General features: G+C 82.5%; 1 protein-coding gene. It reads right to left on the bottom strand.

Features of this window, described 5'->3' with window-relative positions:
• Positions 1-189, bottom strand: a 189-nt coding sequence (locus KVS71_RS19855) for an SDR family NAD(P)-dependent oxidoreductase (RefSeq protein WP_217585371.1), incomplete at its 3' end; no start/stop codon positions are given.
• Positions 190-228 lie beyond the last annotated feature (39 nt).

Here is a 228-nt window from a genome sequence, read left to right as displayed (position 1 = left end):
CCCCGCCCGGCGGTCGGAGACGTCGCACACGATCCCGCGGACGTGCCCGCCTGCCGCGGCGACCTCCTCGCCCGTCTCGGTCAGCGCCTGCCCACCGCGGGCGAGCAGGACGGCGGATGCCCCCGCTCGCGCGAAGCCGGGGGCCGCCTCCCGGCCGATGCCGCGGGGGCCGCCGGTGACGGCGGCCACCTGGGGGTCGGGGGGCGGCCGCCGTGCGCGTATGCGCGG

This window comes from Microbacterium sp. GbtcB4 (genome assembly GCF_019091465.1).
GTDB lineage: Bacteria > Actinomycetota > Actinomycetes > Actinomycetales > Microbacteriaceae > Microbacterium > Microbacterium paraoxydans.
The sequence above is the reverse complement of the archived record's forward strand: the minus strand, read 5'-3'. Positions and strand labels throughout refer to the sequence as shown.